The sequence below is a fragment of the Rahnella sp. EDr1-12 genome (assembly GCF_049206505.1).
GTDB classification, from domain to species: domain Bacteria; phylum Pseudomonadota; class Gammaproteobacteria; order Enterobacterales; family Enterobacteriaceae; genus Rahnella; species Rahnella rivi.
In genome coordinates, this window is sequence record NZ_JBLZNY010000005.1 from 24062 (window position 1) to 39665 (window position 15604).

Consider the following 15604-nt stretch of genomic DNA (forward strand, 5'->3'; position numbering starts at 1 on the left):
AAAAGTTAACTACACTTAAAGGGTTGTACTTTACATACTCCTATAGGAAGGAAATTTATATGCTGAAGAAAAGTATCCTCGCTATCTTATCTGTTCTTGTTCTGTCTTCTGCGTTAACCGCCTGCAATACCACGCGTGGTGTGGGTGAAGATGTGTCTGCCGGCGGGCAAGCGATTCAGAAAAGCGCGCAATAGCGGCTGAACGACCTGAAGTAAACTGAAGTCTGCCTGCACATTGATGCAGGCAGTGTTGTTTCTGAAGGGCGGAAAACTTACGGTTGTTTGACCCACACCAGCTTGCTGGTGTCGAAGCCGTATTGTTGCGCGGTTTTCAGCAACTGCTGTTTCACGCTGTCATCCAGCGTTGGGGTGCGTGAAAGGATCCACAGATAACTCTTGTCCGGGCCGCAGACCAGCGCGTAGCGATAGTCTTTATCCAGCTCGATGACATTATAACCGCCATAAAACGGACCGAAGAAAGAAACCTTGAGCGCGGCACGCGCTGTCGATCCGGTGAAGTATCCTTTCCCTTCACTTTCCTGCCATTTGTTTTTCTTAGGATTAAATCCACGGTTAATGACTTTAACGCCGCCATCATCGCGCAGGCTGTAGTTCGCGGTAACGCGTTCAAGCCCGCTCTCAAAACTGTGATCCAGTCTGGCAACTTCATACCAGGTGCCAAGATAACGGTTGAGTTCGAAATTATTGACGACTTTGACATCTTTCGGTGGGGTAACGCTGCAGGCGACAGAGAGCAGTGCCGTGACGATGACACCCAGTTTTGACCAGATACGCATAAATATTCCTTCCTTAGGTAAGCATCTAAGTGTAGGTAACATTTGAGAAAAAAGGAAAAGAACAGAGAGGAAAAATCAGCGGCCAGAGAGCAGGCCGCTGTGAGGTCAGATCGTCAGGGATCAGAGACGGATCAATACGATAAGGGTGACAATAGTTAAGATCGACGCCAGACCGTAGAACACCCATTTCCCGGCGGGAACGTGGATCTTCAGGTCATGCATGGCGTGATGGATCCTGTGCAGACCGCACCACAAAGGCAGCACGATCATCAGCAGCAGGAACAGACGGCCGATCCAGCTTTGTGCGAAAGCCAGTACGCGCGGGTAGCTCAGTGCTTCACCGGGAAAGAAACCCAGCGGCAGCAGGAAACACACCAGCAAAATCATCACCGGCGCGAAGATTGCGCTCCACATACCCCCGGCGCCAAACAGCCCCCAGAATACCGGTTCATCTGAACGTTTAGGCAGAGTATTTTTCATTTCGCCTCCTCAAAGAAACAGCGCGATGGCAAGGATCACCAGCGTCACAACCACGGTCACGCCCCAAAAACCGGCAATCACCGGCTCCGGCCCCATCTTCCTGTCTTTGATAATCACGATGGAGGCTTTAGGCGCCAGCTCGAACCAGGTTTTGGTGTGCAGCAGCGCCGCCAGCAGGGCGATCAGGTTGATCAACATAACCACCGGATTTTGCAGAAAATGCACAAAACCCGCCCAGCTTTCAGGCCCGTTACGTAGCGAGAAAACGCCAGCCAGCAGCAAAAGGCTGAACCAGACGGCCGGAACCGACGTGCCTTCGCGCAGCATATAAAAACGGTAGAAAGGCAGGCTTTTCCACCAGCTGGCTTTCATCTCACGCACGTAGGGTTTGCGCTTGCTGCCCGTACTTTGAGTCGTCATATTTTCCTCCCTCATTGCGGTCTGAGCCTCGCGATCATGAAGTCTTTAGCGCTTTCGACTTTGCCTTGCTGAATGGCGGCGGCAGGGTCTACGTGCTTTGGACAGACTTCGGAGCAATACCCGACAAACGTACAGCTCCAGACACCGTTCTGACTGTTAAGCTGCGGCATACGCTGCGCTTTACCCTGGTCGCGGTTATCGAGGTTGTAACGGTGTGCCAGCGTGATGGCGGCCGGGCCGATGAACTCCGGATTTAACCCGAACTGCGGGCAGGCGGCATAACACAAACCACAGTTGATACAGCCGGAGAACTGATGATATTTCTCCATCTGCGCCGGTGTCTGATTACCCGGCCCCTGATCGACGGTACGTGAATTACCGATGATGTAAGGCTTAATGGCTTCGAGGCTTTCAATAAAGTGAGTCATATCGACCACCAAATCGCGTTCCACCGGGAAGTTGCCCAGCGCTTCAATCTGCATCCCTTGCGGGTATTCACGCAGGAAGGTTTTACAGGCCAGTTTGGGCACGCGATTGATCATCATGCCGCAGGAGCCACAAATTGCCATGCGGCATGACCAGCGGTACGAAAGGTCTGGCGCAAGGTGATCTTTGATATAACCGAGGGCATCGAGAACGGAGGTTGTCTCATCGAAAGGGACGTCATACACCACCGGATGCGGCGCGCTGTCCGTCTCCGGGTTATAGCGCATGATTTCAACCTTCAGGCTGTGCATTTTAGCCACGGGATTGCTCCTTATCTTTTTTATCCTGAGTGTCGCCTGCACTACCGTAAACGCGTTTGGCTGGCGGCAGCGTGGTGATTTTCACGTCCCCGTATTCCAGACGCGGCGAGGAATCAGGCTGATAAAATGCCAGGGTGTGCTTAAGGAAATTGACGTCATCGCGCTCGGTGCAGCCTTCATCCAGACGCTGATGCGCCCCGCGAGATTCACGACGGTTGATGGCGGAGTGCGCCATACATTCGGCCACTTCCAGGCCGTGGCCAAGCTCAATGGTGTACAGCAGATCGGTGTTGAAGACGCTGGAAGTGTCGTGGATTTTGACCCGTTTAAAGCGCTCTTTCAGCTCTGCCAGCTTGTCGATGGTTTTCTGCATAAGCTCAGTTGTACGGTAAATCCCGCACCCTTCTTCCATCGCCAGACCCATTTCATCACGGAGAGTCGCCCAGTTTTCATCCCCTTCCTGCTGCATCAGCGCTGACAGGCGATTTTCAATATCACGCACCTGAGCATCCAGCGCGGCGGTATTGCCAAAGTCTGTGGCCTGCGCAGCGCGCAGCGCGGCCTGTTCACCGGCCATGCGTCCGAAGACCACCAGTTCTGCCAGTGAGTTGGAACCTAAACGGTTAGCGCCATGCAAGCCGACGGAAGAACATTCGCCGACGGCAAACAGCCCTTTAATCCGGGTTTCGCACTGTGCGTCAGTTTCGATGCCGCCCATGGTGTAGTGGGCGGTAGGGCGTACCGGGATCGGATCCGTGATCGGGTCAACGCCGACGTAGGCTTTTGCCAGCTCGCAGATAAACGGCAGACGTTCGCGTAATTTTTTCTCGCCAAGATGGCGCAAATCCAGATAAACCACGTCACCGCGCGGGGTTTCGATGGTGCGTCCGGCGCGCCATTCGTGCCAGAACGCCTGCGACACTTTGTCGCGAGGGCCGAGTTCCATGTATTTATTTTTCGGCTCACCCAGCGGTGTTTCCGGCCCCATGCCGTAATCCTGCAGATAACGGTAGCCGTCTTTGTTCACCAGAATACCGCCTTCACCACGACAGCCTTCAGTCATCAGGATGCCGGAGCCCGGCAGACCGGTAGGGTGATATTGCACGAATTCCATATCACGCAGCGGCACGCCGTGACGGAATGCCATGCCCATACCATCGCCGGTCACGATACCGCCGTTGGTGTTGTAACGGTAAACACGGCCTGCGCCACCGGTCGCCATGACAACCGCGTTAGCGCGGATCTGCACGCGGGTACCTTCCATCATATTGATGGCGACCACGCCGCGCACCTGACCGTCATCGACCAAAATATCAAGGACGAAATGCTCGTCGAAACGTTTGATTTGTGGGTATTTCAGGGAGGTCTGGAACAGGGTGTGAAGCATGTGGAAGCCGGTTTTATCGGCGGCAAACCAGGTGCGTTCGATCTTCATGCCGCCAAAACGACGGACGTTGACCGAGCCATCTTCTTTGCGGCTCCACGGGCAGCCCCAGATTTCCAGCTGAGCCATTTCTGTCGGACATTGATGAACGAAATGATCCACCACATCTTGTTCACACAGCCAGTCGCCGCCGGAAACGGTATCCTGGAAGTGCAAATCAAAACTGTCATGATCCTGCGTCACCGCGGCAGAACCGCCTTCGGCGGCGACAGTATGGCTGCGCATTGGGTACACTTTCGAAATCAATGCGATGTTCAGGTCAGGATTGGCTTCCGCTGCGGCTATTGCTGCGCGTAAACCCGCCCCACCTGCACCTATAATTGCAATATCGGCGTTAAAGGTTTGCACTGCATTCCTCCACTATCATCAAAAAGATCGGGTTTGAAACACCCGCGAAACGCCTTCGGAATCGAAGGCTTAGTGAACCCTGATGACATACAGGCACTGTCCCAGAGGGTAATATTCTTATTGTTTGTAAGGGAATTAGTATACCTAAGGGGTAGAAGGGGTAATTTGATGTGAACGCGGATTTAGGCTTTCTCTGCGTTGTGCTTCGCAAAATGAGATATTTGTTTGCCCACAGGGATGCAGGTAGACTGCATGACTTTTCTGCATTCGGAGTAAATCACCATGAGCGAAACAGCCAGCTGGCAACCCAGCGCCTCCATCGCCAATCTGTTGAAGCGTGCGACTATCCTCACTGAGATCCGCCGTTTCTTTGCCGATCGCGGCGTGCTGGAAGTGGAAACGCCAGCCATGAGCCAGGCCACGGTGACCGATATTCATCTGGTGCCTTTCGAGACGCGTTTCGTCGGGCCCGGAGCCGCAGAGGGCAAAACGCTGTATCTGATGACCAGCCCGGAATACCACATGAAACGCTTACTGGCGGCGGGCAGCGGTCCTATTTATCAGATGGGGCGCAGTTTTCGCAACGAAGAAGCCGGCATTCATCACAATCCTGAGTTCACGATGCTGGAGTGGTACCGTCCGCGTTATGACATGTACCGGCTGATGAATGAAGTGGATGATTTACTGCAACAGGTACTCGACTGCAACAGTGCAGAAACGCTCTCCTACCAGCAGGCGTTCACCCGCCATCTGAATGTTGATCCGTTGTCTGCCGACAAAGCGGAACTGCGCGAAGCGGCAGCGAAGCTGGATTTGTCGAATATTGCTGACACCGAAGAAGACCGCGACACATTATTACAACTGTTGTTCACCATGGGCGTGGAACCTCACATAGGCCGCGACAAGCCCGCGTTCGTGTATCACTTCCCGGCGACGCAGGCCTCTCTGGCGGAAATCAGCACGGAAGATCATCGCGTGGCCGAGCGTTTCGAGGTGTATTACAAAGGCATTGAACTGGCGAACGGTTTCCGCGAACTGACGGATGGGCGTGAACAGCGTCAGCGTTTCGAACAGGACAACCGCAAGCGAGCAGCGCGCGGCCTGCCGCAGCATCCTATCGATAACAACCTGCTGGATGCGTTAGAACACGGTATGCCGGAGTGTTCCGGTGTGGCGCTGGGCGTTGACCGCCTGATTATGATTGCGCTCGGCGCTACCAGCCTGAGCGACGTGCTGGCGTTCCCGGTGACGCGCGCCTGATCAGTGTTTGAGTCCTGACCGCCCGGTCAGGACTTTTTATCTTCCCTTCCTTTTTCCCTTGCCCTTTTTTTGTGCATAAACCCGTTAACCGCGCATTTCATGAAACAAAAGTACCCAAATGGCGCAACACTGATTTTAAAGTTTCAGTGCGCCTCTTTTTCGGCTGGCCGCAGAAACCGGGCGTTGCAGGACGTTAAGGCAAATTTTTTCGTCACTGGCCTGCTTTATGCATAACAGGGTTATCACTCATTATCCCGGAAACCCGTTATGTCTGAATCCAATGAAAAAGAACTGCTTTATGGACTGGAAGAGCGTATCGCACCGGCGCCGGCATTCCTCACGGCGGTTCAGCACGTGCTTGCCAGTGTGGTGGGGATCATCACTCCGCCGCTGATTATCGGCTCGGTTCTCGGGCTGAACGCCTATTTACCTTATCTGATCAGCATGTCGCTGCTGGCTTCAGGCATCGGAACCTTTCTTCAGGCGCGCCGGTTTATGTCGGTTGGCGCGGGCATGATTTGCCTGCAGGGCACCAGCTTTGCTTTTCTGGGGGTGATCTTGTCCGGAGGGCTGCTGGTGAAAAGCCGTGGCGGATCCCCCGAAGACATTATGGCGATGATATTTGGTGTGAACTTCGTGGCAGCCTTCATTCCGCTGCTGGTCAGCCGATTTATTGGTCAGATGCGCCGGGTTTTCACCCCGCTGGTGAGCGGTACCGTTATCGCGCTGATTGGCATCAGCCTGATTAAAGTCAGCATTACTGACTGGGCTGGCGGACACGGCGCGGCGAATTTCGGCGCACCGGTCAATATTGGCCTTGGGGCGCTGACGCTGCTGGTTATCGTCGCCTGTAACCGAATCAACGTGCGCTGGGTGCGTCTGTCTTCCATCGTATCAGGCATCGTGGTGGGCTGCGTTGCGGCGTACCTGAGCGGGCATCTGCCACTGAAACCGCTACAGGGTGACTGGTTTGCGCTGCCGCAGTTATTCCGCTTCGGCTTCAGGTTTGACTGGATCATCTTCGTTCCCATCGCGCTGGTTTCCTTTATCAGCATTCTGGAAGCGGTTGGGGATCTGACCGCAAACTGCATGCTGTCACAGCAGCCGATTGAAGGGGAAAGCTTCCGTAAACGCCTCAAGGGCGGAATTCTGGCGGACGGCGTCAGTTGTATGATTGCGGCGATGTTTTCGTCATTCCCGAACACCACGTTTGCGCAGAATAACGGCGTGATCCAGATGACCGGCGTCGCCAGTCGCTATGTCGGCATGTACATCGGCGGCGTTTTAGTTGTGCTGGGGTTGTTCCCGTTTATCGGCGGCATTCTGCAGCAAATACCCGCGCCGGTGCTGGGCGGGGCGACGCTGGTGATGTTTGGCAGCGTGGTGGCCGCCGGCATCCGCATCATGACCCAATCGCCGGTAGGACGCCGTGAAATGCTGATTATCGCCATTTCATTCGGTATCGGTCTGGGCATTGAAGCGGTACCCGAAGCGCTGGGGCAATTCCCGCCGATCGTCGGCAATATCTTTGGGCATGCGGTCACCAGCGGCGGTGTTGTCGCCATCCTGCTCAATTTACTGATGCCCGCAGAACGCGTCAGCGTGCTCGCAGAGGAAATGAAAGTTCACTGATATACCGCGCCTGCGCCCCTGGATCAGCAGACAGGGCATAACTGAGCTGACTCACTTTTTGAAGTTACATCCGGACCAAAAAAGGACGTCAGATATGTCAGAGCTACGCACGTGGATCAAAAATCCGCTGGCTGTTTTTACCTCAAACACCCTGGAAGCACGCGGGGGCATTGTCATCGAAGGCGCGAAAATCGTCGAATTGCTGCCCCCCGGCCAGCCACCTTCACAACCGGTGGATCATATTTTTGATGCCTCAGAGAGTGTTTTGCTACCGGGCCTGATTAACACCCACCATCATTTTTATCAGACACTGACCCGGGCCTGGGCGCCCGTGGTCAATGTGCCGTTATTTCCGTGGCTGAAAAAATTGTATCCGGTCTGGGCGCGTTTGCAGCCTGAAGCGCTCGGGCTGGCAAGCCGCGTGGCGATGGCCGAACTGTTGCTGTCTGGCTGCACCACCACCACAGATCACCATTACTTGTTTCCGCAAGGGATGGAAGAGGCTATCGATGTGCAGGTGGACGTGGTCCGGGAACTGGGCATGCGTGCTTTACTGACGCGGGGCTCAATGAGCCTCGGTGAAGCGCAGGGCGGGCTGCCACCGGAACAGACGGTTCAGTCGGGCGAAACCATTTTGCGCGACAGTCAGCGGTTGATTGACCGCTATCACCAGCGCGGCGAAGGGGCATGGATGCAGATTGCGCTGGCGCCGTGCTCGCCTTTTTCCGTCACGACAGAAATTATGCGCGAAAGCGCCCTGATGGCCCGGCGGGAAGATGTCCGTTTACACACGCATCTTGCGGAAACGCTGGATGAAGAGGCGTTCTGCCTGAAGATGTTCGGCCTGCGCACGGTGGATTATCTGGAAAGCGTCGGCTGGCTGAGTGACCGGACGTGGCTGGCGCACGGCATTCACTTTAACGACGATGAAATCCGCCGCCTCGGCGCGGCAGGAACCGGCATCTGTCATTGCCCGGTGTCGAATATGCGGCTGGCGTCCGGCATGTGTCCGACGCGTGACCTGGAGGCCGCAGGCGTGCCGATTGGACTGGGCGTTGATGGTTCTGCATCAAATGACGCCTCGAATCTGATGTACGAAGCGCGGCAGGCACTGTATCTGCAACGGCTGAAATACGGTGCGGAATATGTGACGCCGGAAAGAGTGCTGGGCTGGGCGACGCGGGGTTCGGCGACGCTTATCGGGCGTGATGATATCGGACAGATCGCCGTGGGCAAGCAGGCCGATCTGGCGCTGTTTAAACTTGACGAGTTACGTTTCAGCGGCAGCCATGATCCCATTGCCGCCTTGTTACTGTGCGGCGCGGAGAAAGCCGATCGCGTGATGGTCGGCGGAAAATGGCGCGTCATCGACGGCCAGATTGTGGATATGGATATGGCATCGCTGATATCACGACACCGTAAAGCCGCGGCGGCGCTGATCGCGGATCTGTAAACTCAGGGCGTAAAAAAGGGCAGAGAAATCTGCCCTTTTAGGTTTATAAATCGCCCGGCGAACGCGAGCTTGTACCGCTGCGGCCACTGCCGCTGCTGCTGGTAAAGGTCGCGTTGTTGCCATTTTGCGCGCGGTGCAATGTTTCCATTCGCACCTGGAATGGCGGGAAGGGCAGCGTAATGCCGTGCTCGCGGAATCCGGCCAGAATTAGCTGATGAATTTCGTGGCGCAGGGGCATACGGTGCGCCATTTCAGCGGCATGCATACGCAATTCGAAAATCTGGATCCCCTGCTGCAAATCCACCAGATAGGCTTCCGGCACCGGGGTGTCGAGCACCAGGGAGCAGCGGTGCGCGGCGTTAAGCAGGATTTCAGTCACTTCTTCACTGTTGGCTTCCGACGGAGCCGGTACGGTCAGTACCACACGCGTCACGGAATCCGACAGCGACCAGTTGATGAACTGCTCAGTGATAAAGGCCTTGTTCGGCACGATAATCTCTTTACGGTCCCAGTCGGCAATGGTCGTGGCACGGGTGTTGATCTTAGTGATGCTGCCCGTCAGGTTGCGGATCGTCACGGTATCGCCGATACGGATCGGTTTCTCGAACAAAATGATCAGGCCGGAAATAAAGTTGGCGAAAATCTCCTGCAAACCAAATCCAAGCCCCACACCCAGCGCAGCGACTAACCATTGCAGTTTTGCCCACTCGATGCCAATGAGCGAGAAGCCCACCAGCCCGCCGATCAGCAGCAGCACATATTTGGTGATGGTCAGTACGGCGTAACCGGTACCCGGTGTCAGATCCAGATGTTGCAACAGCGCCAGTTCCAGCAGCGCCGGTAAATTACGCACCAGCTGCGTGGTGATGATCAGCACTAAGATCGCGATCAACACCGATCCCAGCGTGATCGGCTGCATGCTCTCAACGCCCTGAACGGTGGACGCCACCTGCCAGAGATGAATATTTTCCAGGAATGAGAAGGCCGAATGGATCTCCGACCACAGGAAGATCACCGAGATCAGCGCGATAAGCGTCAGCAGCGAACGCACCAGACGAAGTGACTGCGCGGAGATGGCATCCAGATCGACGACCGGCTCTTCAATTTCAACCGTACCTTCGTTACTGCTGTTGGCGTGATTCGCGTCTTCTTCGCCACGGGCGCGCTGATTGAGCATTTCGGCCCGACGCTGTTTGGCGCGTTCAAAGGCAATGCGGCGGCGCTGAATCAGCATCCAGCGGCGGATGATGTGATAAATCACCAGCAGCACAAACCAGATGGCGACCGAGGTTTCCAGACGTGCCAGTAATGCCTGTGAGGTGGCGAGAAAGCCCATCAGGGAGGCGAGTGCCGCGACTATCGGCGCGCCAAGCAGCATCCACCACAGCGTATTGTTGAGCATGTTCTCGCTGTTGCCTTTTTTATCAAGGTACAGCGGGATCCCCGCACGTTTCAGACTGTGAGTGACCAGCGCCACCACCAGACACAGAATGACGAAGCACAGACGGCCCAGGGTGTTGGAGAATTCGCGGTCATTGAGATTATCGAATGTAATCAGCGCCATGATCAGCGGCACTATCACCCAGATAGACAACGCGTAGTAGCGCAACGCGCGGGAAACGGCGCGCTGCGGCCAGCCGAAGTGGGTGACAAACAACCCCTGCGGATGCGCCAGCGCGGCGCTCACCATGAACGCCCACAGAATCGGCAGCGTTGCGGTAACCCCATCGCCAATCGCCACGGCAATCGGATATGGCCAGGCGCTTTGTAGCCCGAAGCCCAGAGCCGCCCACAGCACCGGCAGCGGCATCGCCACCAGAATCGACCAGAATACCGTGCGCATTGTCAGCGAGAAGTGATCCTGCGTGACTTTGCCGACTTTGCTGCTGGCACGCGCCAGAAAGGCGTAATAGTGCTTACGGGAGCTGATGCTGATAATGACCAGAATCAGTGCGCCAAACAGCGGCAGCAAGGTTTCTTTGCTGGTGACCATCATCATCGATGCGCCGCCGAGCTGGCTCAGGGAGTCGAGGGACACCAGGCGTTTCACGTCATGCGCCAGCATGACAGGGTAGGAAAGCCCGACCGGGCTGACGTCGGCCACCCAGAACAGATAACGGTGCGCGGCCTCATGGACGTCGTTCAGCGCTTCCACCAGCTGGCTGTTGGCGACTTTCAGTTTGGTCAGTTCGAGAATCTGCGTATCACAGCCTGAGAGCAGTGAATTGAGTAAATCGCGCTGGGTGCGAAGCTGCGCGTCGAGAATTTTTTGCTGCGCAGCCGTCAGCGGTTTGCCGTCGTCCTGACGCCCCTGGCGGTAAACCGCCTGCTTATCGAGTAAATCTTCATAGTGCAGACGCTGAACGCGCAACTGACCCATGTCGCGGTCGAGCTGTTGCGGTTTTGGCATGTCCGGCAGACGGGAAACCTGCGCCCGCAGCGTTTCACCTAACAGATTGGATGCGCCCAGCCACTGTGCCTGTTCGCGAATGGTATTGATCGCCTGACGCACCTGCTGCGTTTGCGCGGCGGCCTGACGCTGCTGGGAGGAGATCAAATCCATTCGCTGCGCCTGCTGATTTAACGCCAGCGACAGTTCACGGTTGGATTGCAACTGCTGGCTGATGGAGTGGGGCAGTTCGCCGCTCTGTTCCGCCAGCAGCTCGGTTTTTTCAAGCGCCTGTTCCGCTTCACGCTGGCGCTGATTGTTCAGCGTATTGCGCAGAGCCTGCAATTGTTGATCGAGATAATCGGCGCGCTTCTTGTAGAGATCGGCGCGCATCCGCGACAGTTCCTGCCGGTTATTGGAAGAAAGCTGTGCCAGTTCAAGCTCATCCACTTTCGCCTTGCGTGCGGCAGATTCGGCCTGCAGTGCGCTCAGCTGGGCTTGCGCGAGGATGGACGATGTGGCCGCCGCAGTCGCTGACTGGATCCGCTGATCGATGTCGCCGAGCGCGTTACGCGCTTCCGACTGTTGCTGCGGGATTTGGCTGAGCGAGTCGCTGATATCGCGGGAGCGATCCTGCTCCTGGCGGAGCTGGCGGGTTTCTTCCAGTTGCTGGCTGCTGATTTGCAGAATTTGCTGGTCGAGCTCGGCGCTGGATAAATCTGTGCTGATCGCAGGCGGCTTTTCGGGCTGATTTTGCAGTTCCTGACGCAAAGACTGCGTCAGTTTAGGAAAGTCATCGATGACTTTTTGATATTCCGCCGTGCGCCCGGCAGAGACTTTCGCCTCATTCAGCCAGTTGAGGGCACTTTGCAGCGCCTCAACAACCTGCGCCTGGTTGGCCATTTCTTTATTGGCTTCCGCCTGTTTCAGTTCCTGTTTGAGCTGATCTTCAGTCGGTGCGGCACCTGCCATGAGCGGCAGAGACAGCAGTAAACTCATCAGCAAGGCGGGGATCAGGCGCACTCGGTCACATCCTTTTTTCAGTTCTTTTCGTCAGTTCAGGGCGAAATCAGAAGTCTTTAGGGACTTGCGGTTCAGCCGTTGCCACACCTGCAGGTACTTCAGGCACTTCAGTTGCTTGAGTAACTTCAGGTATTTCAGTTACTTCAGGCGCTTCAGGCACTACTGCGGATGCACGCAGCGCTTCGGCGAAAGGTTCGCCCATGCGGGTTACGGTACCGTTGCTCAGGTTCGGCATGAAGCGAATCTGACTGGCGGTAAACAGGTTAATCACGGTGGAGCCCAGTTTGAAACGGCCCATTTCCTGGCCTTTTTCCAGCGCGATGGCGCCTTCTTCACCGGCAGCAGGGTAGGTCCAGCGCTTGATGATGCCTTCGCGCGGTGGCGTAACGCAGCCCGCCCACACGGTTTCGATGCTGCCGACAATGGTCGCACCGACCAAAATCTGTACCATCGGACCAAATTCAGTATCGAACACGCTGATGACGCGTTCATTACGGGCGAACAGGTTAGGGACGTTGGCGGCGGTCAGCGGGTTCACTGAGAACAAATCGCCCGGCACATAAATCATTTCGCGCAGAACGCCGTTGCACGGCATATGCACGCGGTGATAATCACGGGGTGCCAGATAGATTGTGGCGAACTGACCCCCCTGGAACTTCTCAGCCAGCTGATAATTTCCCGCCAGCAACGCTTCGAGACTGTAAAAATGGCCTTTTGCCTGGAACAGCTTGCCGTCAGTGATCGCACCCAACTGGCTGACTGCACCGTCGGCAGGCAGGCAGAGCATGTCCAGACCACTGACAACAGGGCGCGCGCCGTCACGCAGTGGGCGAACAAAGAATTCATTGAACGTCGCGTAAGATTTGATATCCGGATTTTGTGCTTCTTTCATGTCCACGCTGTAAAAGCGCGCAAAGGCTTTAATGACCCAATGGGTCAGCGTGGCTGCACGTTTTTCCGCGCCCCAGCCCGCCAGACGGGTCAGACCTTGTTTAGGAAGTAAGTATTGAAGTTTGATTTTGATACTGTCCAGCACGGGAAAAACCTCTTGGATGGTATGAATGGCCGGCATGACCGGCCATTTTGCAGGGGACCGTCCATCAGCGGGACGGTCACACATTGTATGATTGCGCAGGAGCCTGTTAATCGACGCCGATTGTAACGATGAGAAATCAACGGTTCAACTTCCGTTAATCTCACTCGTTTCTTATTTGCTCATGAACTCAACGGGTTAACGTTAAAGTGCGTCGAAGTTTTTACGCGTTTTTACGTCTTCCATACTTTCCAGAATACGATGGTAGTTGTCGAAACGCTCTTCAGCGATGTCGCCACGGTCTACGGCATCACGGATGGCACAGCCCGGATCGCTGCCATGTTTGCAGTCGCGGAATTTGCAGTAGCCGAGGAAAGGACGGAATTCGACGAACCCCTGAGTGATCTGCTCTGGCGCAAGGTGCCACAAGCCGAATTCACGTACGCCGGGGGAGTCGATGACGTCGCCGCCGCGCTGGAAGTGATACAGGCGCGCCGCGGTGGTGGTGTGCTGGCCCAGACCGGAGTTGTCTGACACTTCATTCACCACGATCTGTTTCTCTTCCGGCGGCAGTAGGGCGTTCAGCAGGCTGGATTTCCCCACACCTGACTGACCGGCGAAAATGCTGATGCGGTCGGTCAGTGCGGTTTCAAATGCAGGCATGCCTTCACCGGTCTGGCTGGAGACTTCGAGTACGCGGTAGTTAATTCTGCGGTAGATATCCATCATACCTTCGACGAACTTGCGGCCTTCGTCGTCAAGCAGATCGATTTTATTGAGCACAATCAGCGGCTCAACTTCAACGGTTTCGCACGCCACCAGATAGCGGTCGATGATGTTCAGCGACAGCTCTGGCAAGATGGCGGAGACAATGACGATCTGGTCAATGTTGGCAGCGATAGGTTTCACGCCGTCGTAGAAATCTGGGCGGGTCAGCACGGATGTGCGTTCATGCACTGCTTCAACGATACCTTTTACGCTGGTGTTCTCGCCGGCGCGCCATACAACGCGGTCACCGGTGACCAGAGAACGAATGGTACGGCGGATATTGCAACGGTGCTGGCTGCCGTCGGCCGCTTCAACGTCCGCATGCATCCCGAAACGGCTGATGACAATGCCGTCCTGCGGTTCGCCGTGCAGAGAATCGTCCAGCTCTTTGCGTTTGTCGGTCTGAGTCAGACGACGCTGGTGGTTAGTCTGAACGCGACGTTGTTGCCCTTTAGACAGTTTTGATTTAGTCACTGCGCCTCACTTAACTGGCTTTAATCGCTCGGTGCGACCAAAAAGACTATGATACCAGCTATTTTATATTAATTGCCCGAATGACGGAGATCTCCGTCAACTCTCTACTTTAACAGGACACATCATGGCTGCTAATGACTCGAACTTAATCTGGATCGACCTCGAAATGACCGGTCTGGATCCTGAACGTGACCGTATTATTGAAATCGCCACGCTGGTGACCGACGCGCATTTAAACATTTTGGCCGAAGGCCCGGTGATGGCTGTGCATCAGTCTGATGCGCAACTGGCGCTGATGGATGACTGGAACGTGCGTACGCACACCGGCAGCGGCCTGGTTGACCGTGTAAAAGCCAGCCCGTTTGATGACAATGCAGCACAGCTGAAAACCATTGAGTTCCTGCGCGAGTGGGTGCCGGAAGGCAAATCGCCTATTTGTGGCAACAGCGTCGGGCAGGATCGCCGTTTCCTGTTTAAGTACATGCCGGAGCTGGAATCCTATTTCCATTACCGTTATCTGGATGTCAGCACGCTGAAAGAGTTGGCGCGTCGCTGGAAACCGGAAATACTGGGCGGCTTTAAAAAGCAAAATACCCACCAGGCTCTGGATGATATTCGTGAATCCGTGGCTGAACTGGCGTATTACCGCGAACATTTTATTAATCTCTAAAATACCTGAAATCTTTTTTATTGCGCCGTGGAACACAAAACCGCCGGGTTTCGCCGCTTAAATCGCCGCTTTGATGGTTTAATCGGCACTTGAACGAAAAATTCATTTTTTTGCTTTCAGGGGGTTGCGGCTAAAAGGATTTCTCGTATAATGCGCACCCCGTACCGATGAAGAATTTCGTTGAGTGCGCAGAGCGGGAATAGCTCAGTTGGTAGAGCACGACCTTGCCAAGGTCGGGGTCGCGAGTTCGAGTCTCGTTTCCCGCTCCAAATTTTTAAGTTGTGCAGTTTTAAAGAGTTAAGACGTAAAAAATGCAGTGCCATGCGACGCGGGAATAGCTCAGTTGGTAGAGCACGACCTTGCCAAGGTCGGGGTCGCGAGTTCGAGTCTCGTTTCCCGCTCCAAAAAATTTCAAATGCTGTAAGTTTACAGCCGATGCACCTAGCATCTCAAAGCGGGAATAGCTCAGTTGGTAGAGCACGACCTTGCCAAGGTCGGGGTCGCGAGTTCGAGTCTCGTTTCCCGCTCCAATTTTCTTCTTCAGTACACAATCATTTCCTGTCAGTTCCCACATGCATAATTCGTGCGTGATTAATACGATCCTTACACGATTTGTAGTAATGTTTTAAACAGACTTATCCACAGGTTTAGCTGTTTTTTTAAACTGT

General features: G+C 55.1%; 13 protein-coding genes and 3 tRNA genes. 8 read left to right on the top strand and 8 right to left on the bottom strand.

Annotated features, from left to right (window positions below):
- Positions 1-59 precede the first annotated feature (59 nt).
- Positions 60-194 carry an entericidin A/B family lipoprotein gene (locus tag ACO0U8_RS18555; protein ID WP_014333643.1) on the top strand — a complete coding sequence of 45 codons (135 nt, stop codon included), beginning with the start codon at positions 60-62 and terminating at the stop codon, positions 192-194.
- A 77-nt stretch (positions 195-271) separates the two neighbouring features.
- On the opposite strand, the gene blc is transcribed toward ACO0U8_RS18555, so the two are convergent.
- From blc to frdA, 5 genes are all read right to left on the bottom strand, one after another.
- Complete coding sequence (gene blc / locus ACO0U8_RS18560; RefSeq protein ID WP_056782501.1) at positions 272-796, bottom strand: outer membrane lipoprotein Blc; 525 nt, start codon at positions 794-796, stop codon at positions 272-274.
- A 120-nt stretch (positions 797-916) separates the two neighbouring features.
- Positions 917-1276, bottom strand: coding sequence for a fumarate reductase subunit FrdD (gene frdD, locus ACO0U8_RS18565; protein WP_056782500.1), 360 nt, complete (start codon positions 1274-1276; stop codon positions 917-919).
- Positions 1277-1285: 9 nt separating this feature from the next.
- Complete coding sequence (frdC, locus tag ACO0U8_RS18570) at positions 1286-1696, bottom strand: fumarate reductase subunit FrdC (RefSeq protein ID WP_122096300.1); 411 nt, start codon at positions 1694-1696, stop codon at positions 1286-1288.
- An 11-nt stretch (positions 1697-1707) separates the two neighbouring features.
- Positions 1708-2442, bottom strand: a complete 735-nt coding sequence (locus tag ACO0U8_RS18575; protein WP_056782498.1) for a succinate dehydrogenase/fumarate reductase iron-sulfur subunit — start codon at positions 2440-2442, stop codon at positions 1708-1710.
- On the bottom strand, positions 2435-4234 hold the full coding sequence (gene frdA / locus ACO0U8_RS18580) for a fumarate reductase (quinol) flavoprotein subunit (protein WP_122096298.1): 1800 nt from the start codon (positions 4232-4234) through the stop codon (positions 2435-2437). Before frdA ends, ACO0U8_RS18575 begins: the two co-directional genes overlap by 8 nt.
- 282 nt (positions 4235-4516) lie before the next feature.
- On the opposite strand from frdA, the gene epmA reads away from it, so the two are divergent.
- The 3 genes from epmA (at position 4517) to ACO0U8_RS18595 (ending at position 8579) form a co-directional block, all read left to right on the top strand.
- On the top strand, positions 4517-5494 hold the full coding sequence (epmA, locus tag ACO0U8_RS18585) for an elongation factor P--(R)-beta-lysine ligase (protein ID WP_056782496.1): 978 nt from the start codon (positions 4517-4519) through the stop codon (positions 5492-5494).
- A 267-nt stretch (positions 5495-5761) separates the two neighbouring features.
- On the top strand, positions 5762-7126 hold the full coding sequence (locus ACO0U8_RS18590) for a nucleobase:cation symporter-2 family protein (protein ID WP_183850000.1): 1365 nt from the start codon (positions 5762-5764) through the stop codon (positions 7124-7126).
- Between the two features lie 94 nt (positions 7127-7220).
- Positions 7221-8579 carry an 8-oxoguanine deaminase gene (locus tag ACO0U8_RS18595; protein WP_421671406.1) on the top strand — a complete coding sequence of 453 codons (1359 nt, stop codon included), beginning with the start codon at positions 7221-7223 and terminating at the stop codon, positions 8577-8579.
- Between the two features lie 43 nt (positions 8580-8622).
- On the opposite strand, the gene mscM is transcribed toward ACO0U8_RS18595, so the two are convergent.
- The 3 genes from mscM to rsgA all read right to left on the bottom strand — a co-directional run bounded on the left by mscM (position 8623) and on the right by rsgA (position 14266).
- The gene (gene mscM / locus ACO0U8_RS18600; RefSeq protein WP_183850004.1) at positions 8623-11991 is read right to left on the bottom strand and encodes a miniconductance mechanosensitive channel MscM; all 3369 of its coding nucleotides are present in this window, start codon (positions 11989-11991) and stop codon (positions 8623-8625) included.
- A 46-nt stretch (positions 11992-12037) separates the two neighbouring features.
- Complete coding sequence (gene asd / locus ACO0U8_RS18605; RefSeq protein WP_056782524.1) at positions 12038-13027, bottom strand: archaetidylserine decarboxylase; 990 nt, start codon at positions 13025-13027, stop codon at positions 12038-12040.
- A gap of 201 nt (positions 13028-13228) precedes the next feature.
- Entirely contained in the window at positions 13229-14266 is a 1038-nt protein-coding gene (rsgA, locus tag ACO0U8_RS18610; protein ID WP_056782492.1) for a small ribosomal subunit biogenesis GTPase RsgA, read from the bottom strand.
- A 124-nt stretch (positions 14267-14390) separates the two neighbouring features.
- On the opposite strand from rsgA, the gene orn reads away from it, so the two are divergent.
- The 4 genes from orn to ACO0U8_RS18630 all read left to right on the top strand — a co-directional run bounded on the left by orn (position 14391) and on the right by ACO0U8_RS18630 (position 15466).
- Positions 14391-14936, top strand: coding sequence for an oligoribonuclease (gene orn, locus ACO0U8_RS18615; protein ID WP_056782491.1), 546 nt, complete (start codon positions 14391-14393; stop codon positions 14934-14936).
- Positions 14937-15129: 193 nt separating this feature from the next.
- A tRNA-Gly gene (locus tag ACO0U8_RS18620) sits at positions 15130-15205 on the top strand.
- Between the two features lie 59 nt (positions 15206-15264).
- Positions 15265-15340: transfer RNA gene (locus tag ACO0U8_RS18625), tRNA-Gly, on the top strand.
- 50 nt (positions 15341-15390) lie between these two features.
- Positions 15391-15466: transfer RNA gene (locus ACO0U8_RS18630), tRNA-Gly, on the top strand.
- Positions 15467-15604: the final 138 nt, after the last annotated feature.

What these genes read in the sequence shown, in the direction of transcription:
- frdC (WP_122096300.1), bottom strand. Translation starts at nt 1,696, where the DNA reads ATGACGACTCAAAGTACGGGCAGCAAGCGCAAACCCTACGTGCGTGAG.
- frdD (WP_056782500.1), bottom strand. Translation starts at nt 1,276, where the DNA reads ATGAAAAATACTCTGCCTAAACGTTCAGATGAACCGGTATTCTGGGGG.
- ACO0U8_RS18555 (WP_014333643.1), top strand. Translation starts at nt 60, where the DNA reads ATGCTGAAGAAAAGTATCCTCGCTATCTTATCTGTTCTTGTTCTGTCT.
- blc (WP_056782501.1), bottom strand. Translation starts at nt 796, where the DNA reads ATGCGTATCTGGTCAAAACTGGGTGTCATCGTCACGGCACTGCTCTCT.
- ACO0U8_RS18595 (WP_421671406.1), top strand. Translation starts at nt 7,221, where the DNA reads ATGTCAGAGCTACGCACGTGGATCAAAAATCCGCTGGCTGTTTTTACC.
- ACO0U8_RS18590 (WP_183850000.1), top strand. Translation starts at nt 5,762, where the DNA reads ATGTCTGAATCCAATGAAAAAGAACTGCTTTATGGACTGGAAGAGCGT.
- epmA (WP_056782496.1), top strand. Translation starts at nt 4,517, where the DNA reads ATGAGCGAAACAGCCAGCTGGCAACCCAGCGCCTCCATCGCCAATCTG.
- orn (WP_056782491.1), top strand. Translation starts at nt 14,391, where the DNA reads ATGGCTGCTAATGACTCGAACTTAATCTGGATCGACCTCGAAATGACC.